Annotated in this window: 5 protein-coding genes and 2 pseudogenes; 6 read left to right on the forward strand and 1 reads right to left on the reverse strand. The window is 73.4% G+C overall.

The window, feature by feature from the left end; translation table 11 throughout:
* From E1264_RS44205 to E1264_RS39790, 5 genes and pseudogenes are all read left to right on the forward strand, one after another.
* Nucleotides 1-324, forward strand: a pseudogene (locus tag E1264_RS44205) (hypothetical protein); the annotation flags it as partial.
* A complete protein-coding gene (locus tag E1264_RS39775) occupies nt 321-755 on the forward strand; it encodes a roadblock/LC7 domain-containing protein (RefSeq protein ID WP_243711460.1) in 435 nt (144 codons plus the stop codon). The pseudogene E1264_RS44205 and the gene E1264_RS39775, both read left to right, overlap by 4 nt.
* Nucleotides 752-1,108, forward strand: a complete 357-nt coding sequence (locus tag E1264_RS39780) for a DUF742 domain-containing protein (RefSeq protein ID WP_132182282.1) — start codon at nt 752-754, stop codon at nt 1,106-1,108. Before E1264_RS39775 ends, E1264_RS39780 begins: the two co-directional genes overlap by 4 nt.
* Entirely contained in the window at nt 1,086-1,685 is a 600-nt protein-coding gene (locus E1264_RS39785; protein ID WP_132182284.1) for an ATP/GTP-binding protein, read from the forward strand. The genes E1264_RS39780 and E1264_RS39785 overlap by 23 nt, the downstream gene beginning before the upstream one ends.
* Entirely contained in the window at nt 1,682-2,944 is a 1,263-nt protein-coding gene (locus E1264_RS39790) for a cytochrome P450 (protein ID WP_132182286.1), read from the forward strand. Before E1264_RS39785 ends, E1264_RS39790 begins: the two co-directional genes overlap by 4 nt.
* Here E1264_RS39790 and E1264_RS39795 read toward each other — a convergent pair.
* Nucleotides 2,913-4,346 carry an SPFH domain-containing protein gene (locus E1264_RS39795; protein WP_132182288.1) on the reverse strand — a complete coding sequence of 478 codons (1,434 nt, stop codon included), beginning with the start codon at nt 4,344-4,346 and terminating at the stop codon, nt 2,913-2,915. The genes E1264_RS39790 and E1264_RS39795 overlap by 32 nt on opposite strands.
* A gap of 81 nt (nt 4,347-4,427) precedes the next feature.
* Between E1264_RS39795 and E1264_RS39800 the strand changes: the two are divergent.
* Nucleotides 4,428-5,156 (forward strand): annotated as a pseudogene (locus E1264_RS39800) (hypothetical protein); the annotation flags it as partial.

Here is a 5,156-nt window from a genome sequence, read left to right on the forward strand (position 1 = left end):
GCTCCAACCGGTCCCGAGCCGAGCCCCGCCGTGGCGGACGGCGCGTCCACCGCGAGCGGCCTGCCGAAGCGCAGCCGCGTCGCGTCCGCCAGACGTCCAGCCAGGGCAACCGGGAAGGGCGAACGGACCGGCGCGCCGGGCGGCGGAGCGGAACCGGCCGCCAGACCGGCGCGGGAGACCGCCGCGGGCCTCGGCGCCTGGCAGCGCGGCACCCGGTCCGGCCGCGCGTCGACACCGCCCGACGTCCACGACCCACCCGGCGCGGGCCCCGGCTCCGCCGGCGACAAGGATCCCGCCACCGACGGCGGGGACGAGCGGTCATGACAAAGGGGCGGAAGAGCGCGATGGACGACGGTACGAACCGGCTCGGCTGGATGCTGGACGACGCGCTGCGCATGCCGGAGACGCGCTACGCGATCCTGCTGTCGGCCGACGGCCTGCTCATGGCGCACTCCGAGCGGATCGGCAGGGACGACGCGGAGCGGCAGGCGGCGGGCATGTCCGGGCTGCAGTCGCTCGCCCGCGCGACCGCCGAGTTCTGCGGCGACCCGGGCACCACCTGGCGGCAGACGGTGAACGAGTTCGACGACGGGTACGTGTTCCTCGTCGCCGCCGGTCCCGGCGCGTACCTGGCGGTGTCGGCGACGCAGCACGTCGACATGGAGGCGGTGTCGTTCCGGCTCCAGGAGCTGGTGCAGCGGCTGGGCAAGGAGATGACCAGCCCGCCGCGCCCCGGCGCGGACCGTCCCGCATGACGGCCCGCCGGAACGAGCGGGCGCTGGTCCGCCCGCACGTCGTCACCGGCGGGCGGGCGCGGCCCTCGCGGAACGTGTTCGACGTCGTCACCATCGTCCTCGCCACCGGCGACCCGCCGCGCACCGGGCTCACGCCCGAGCAGATCCAGATCGTGGAGCTCTGCTTAGGCGGCCCGCTGTCGGTCGCGGAGATCTCCGGGCATCTCGGCCTGCCCGTCGGGATCACCAGGGTCCTGCTGTCCGACCTCGTCGACAGCGGGCATCTCACCACCCGGGCCGGCGCACCCGCCGCCCCGACACCCAAGGTCCGGCTCCTTCAGGAGGTGCTCGATGGACTCCGCGCTCGCCTCTGAGCCACCGCCCTACCTGCCCGACACCGTCCGGACGTCGGTCAAGATCCTCATCGTGGGGCACTTCGCCGTCGGAAAGACGACCTACATCGGGACGCTGTCGGAGATCCGCCCACTGCGCACCGAGGAGCGGATGACGCAGGCCGGCGCCGCCGTCGACGACCTCGCCGGGATCAGGGACAAGACGACCACCACGGTCGCGATGGACTTCGGCCGCCTCACGCTGACCGACGACATCGTCCTGTACCTGTTCGGGACGCCCGGCCAGGAGCGCTTCAGCCGGCTGTGGGACGACCTGGCGCGCGGCGCGCTCGGCGCGCTGATCCTTGTCGACACGAGCCGCCTCGACCAGTCGTTCGCGGTCATGGACATCGTGGAGAAGCAGGGCCTGCCGTACGCGGTGGCGGTGAACCACTTCGACGGCTCGCCGGCCTTCCCGGAGGAGGAGGTCCGCGAGGCCCTGGACCTCGCGCCCGGCACCCCGCTCGTCACCTGCGACGCCCGCGACCGCCGCTCGTCCACCGAGGCGCTGATCTCGCTGGTCGACCACCTCATGACCCTCGACACGGAGCAGCCGTGACCACCGCACCAGAACACGAGCGCACCGGCACGGAGCCGGAACGGTTCCCGATGTACGGGCCGGAGTTCACCAACACGCCGGACCGCGTCTACGACCGGATGCGCGCGCAGGGCGACCTCGTGCCGGTGGAGCTGGTCCCGGGCGTCCCGGCGACGCTGGTGCTGGGCTACGACGCGGCGCTGGAGATCCTCCGCGACCCGGACCGGTTCCCGCGCTGCAGCGAGGTGTGGGAGGCGGAGGTGGGGCCGGAGTGCCCGGTGCTGCCGATGCTGCAGGCCCGGCCGAACGCGCTGTTCACCAACGGCGCCGTGCACGCCCGCTTCCGGTCGGTGATCGTCGACAGCCTCGCCCGCGTCCACCCGGCGGCGCTGCGCGGGTACGCCGAGAACGCCGCGGACAGCCTCATCGACGCGTTCGCGGGCGACGGCAAGGCCGACCTCATCGCCCAGTACACCCGCCCGATCCCGCTGCTGGTGTTCAGGGAGCTGTTCGGCTGCCCCGAGGAGATCGCCGAACGGCTCGAGGAGGGCATGACGGGCCTGCTCGAAGGCGTCGACGATCCCGTGCAGTCCCTCGTCATGCTCGAACAGGCCGCGCGGGACCTGGTGGCGCTGAAGCGCGCGAAACCGGGCGCGGACGTCGCGTCCTGGATGCTGCGGCACCCCGCCGGGCTGGACGAGACGGAGGTGACGAACCAGGTCGGGCTGCTGCTCGCGTCCGGCACCGAGCCGGAGAACTCGCTGATCGCCAACGGCATCCGGCTGCTGCTGTCGGACGACCGGTTCGGCGGCGACCTGTCCGGCGGCAGCCTGCCCGTCGAGGACGCGCTGGACGAGATCCTCTGGACCGACCCGCCGATCTCCAACTACGGCCCGACGTTCCCGCGCCAGGACATCAACTTCCACGGCTACCGGCTGCCCGCCCACCAGCCCGTCATCATCAGCTACACGGCGGCGAACACCGACCCGCGCCGTTCCGGGGGGTGTGGGGGGTCGTCCCCCCACAATGACGCGTCGCGGTCGTCGGCGAACCGGAAGGGCAACCGGGCGCACCTGGCGTTCGCGGGCGGGCCGCACACCTGCCCGGCCAAGAACCACGCCCGGCTGATCGCGTCGGTGGCGATCGAGAAGCTCCTCGACCGCCTCCCCGAGGTGGAGCTCGCGGTCGCGCCCGAGGACCTGGAGTGGCGGCCGGGTGCGTTCCACCGCGGCCTGACCGCCCTCCCCGTCACCTTCCCGCCGGCCCCCGGCCACCCGTGACCGCGTCGCCGCCACCGTCGGCGGCGGCGCGGAGGGCGCCGACGATAGCGGCGAGCTGCGTGATCAGGCCCGCCACGCTGGTCTGGTCGGCGCCGTTGACGGTGACGGTGCGCAGCTCGTCCGGCTTGGGCAGCTTGGCCATGATGTCCGGCAGCGAGGCGATCAGCCGGGTCTGCACGGCGGCGGGCGTCCGGTCGTTCTCGATCGCGGCGCGGGCGCCCTCCCGCTCCAGCTCCAGCAGCGCCTGCTCGTGCCGGGACCGGGCGCGCATCTCGGCGATCGCGTGCTCGCCCTCCGCGCGGAGCCGCGCCAGCTCGTGGTCGCGTTCGGCGCGGAGCCGCGCCGTCACGGCCTCCTCCTCGTGCCGCTCCCGCTCCAGCGGCAGCGCGTGCCGCATCGTCTCGGTCTGCAGCTCGGCGACCGCGCGGGCGTCGTCGTGCTCGCGCTTGGTGCGGCGCAGCTTCTCGGCCGCCTCGGTGTCGAACAGCTGCGACTCGTTGCGGGCGCGCAGCTCCGCCAGCTCCCGCTCGTGCTCCAGCCGCTGCGTCTCCTTGATCCGCGCGGCCGCCATCTCGCGCTGCGCGACCGCCTCCTCGGCCTCCAGCTCCGCCAGCCGCGCGATCTGCCCCTGCTCGGCCCGGTACGGCTTCTGCAGGTTCTCCCAGAGGCGGGACGAGCTGACCACGGCCTCCTTGATCTGCACCGTGACGATCCGAAGCCCGAGCCCCTGGTCGCTGTTGTCCTCGCCCTCGGCCACGGCGCGCAGGCGGGCGGTCAGCTCCTCGATGATGGGCTGCTTGTCGCTGAGGACGTCCCGCACCCCCATCGTGGACACCTTGTCCTTGATCGCGGCCTCCGCCTGCTCGCGGAGCTGCAGGTTGACCAGGCGCATCGGGTCATCGGCGTCGCCGAAGTCGAGCTTGCGGTAGGCGGTCGCGAAGTCCTGGATGATCCACTGGACGTAGCCCTGGACGAGCACGCCCTGCAGCTCCCGGCAGATGCAGTACGCGTTGATCAGGATCGTCTGCGTCGCGCCCGGCACGACGAGGAACGAGTCGGTGGACGGGTTGAACCGGAACGACACCCCGAGCCCGATGTGCAGCGGCTCGGCCCGCCCGCGCCGCGTGTGCACGACGAACGCGTTCGGCGGGACGAGCACGTTCTTCCACCGCCAGAAGCCGCTGATCCGCACGTCGACCGGGCCGGGCGCGGGCCCGTCCGCCGCGGGCGCGCCGCCGAGGGCCTGCCTGCGCTTGGCGATCGGCCCGGGCGGCGGCGGGGCGACGCCGGCGGGCGCCGCCGCGGGCGCCGGAGCGCGCCTGGACCGCAGGTCGTCCTCCAGCACCGCCTGCTGCGCGACGACCTTCTCCAGATACGTGTTGCCCTGGTCGGAACCGCTCATCTCGCTCCCTACGCCCTGGTCGGTTGGCGGTACCTTATTGCCGCCTGAACCTTCCGGACGGGTTTATTCGTATCTCCGGCCGTGACGACACGTGTGCGGCAGGCACCCGCGACCGACCGGCCGATGCTCGCACTCGGCGCCGCGGCGATCGCGCTGGTCGTCCTCGCGCTCGCGGTCCGGCTCGGCGGGGCGTTCGGCCCCGAGGCGGCGCCGGGCCTGTCGCAGGCCGGGGCGCTGACGAAGGCGGGGCTGTCGGTCGCGAAGCTCGGCATGAACGTCGCGGCGGTGCTCACGGTCGGATGGCTGCTGGCCGCGGCGGTGTTCGTCCGGCCGCCGTCGCCCACGGCGGGCCGCTGCCTGCGCGCGGTGTCGCTGACCGCGCTGGCGTGGGCGCTGTGCACGCTGGCGCTGATCGTGTTCTCCGTCCTCGACCTGTTCGGGACGGGCTTCACCGGCGTCACCGGCGACATGATGCGGACGTTCCTCATCGAGCTTCCGCAGGGCCGGGCACTGCTGCTCGTCCTCGTGATCGCGGTCGCGCTCGCCGTGGCGGCGAGCCTGCCGCACGCCGAGACCGGCGCGGGACACCTGCTGGCCGGGGCGCTCACGGGCCTGCTGCCGCCGCTGTTCACCGGGCACGCGGCGGACGCCTCGTACCACGCGCTCGCCGTCCACAGCCTGGTCGCGCACGTCATCGGCGTCTCGCTGTGGATCGGCGGCCTCGTCGCCCTGATCACGATCGCGCCGGAGGTCTCGGGCCGTTCCGGGGGGTGTGGGGGGTCGTCCCCCCACGATCAAACGGGCATACTC

The sequence above is a fragment of the Actinomadura sp. KC216 genome (assembly GCF_004348535.1).
In the GTDB taxonomy this organism is placed as follows: domain Bacteria; phylum Actinomycetota; class Actinomycetes; order Streptosporangiales; family Streptosporangiaceae; genus Spirillospora.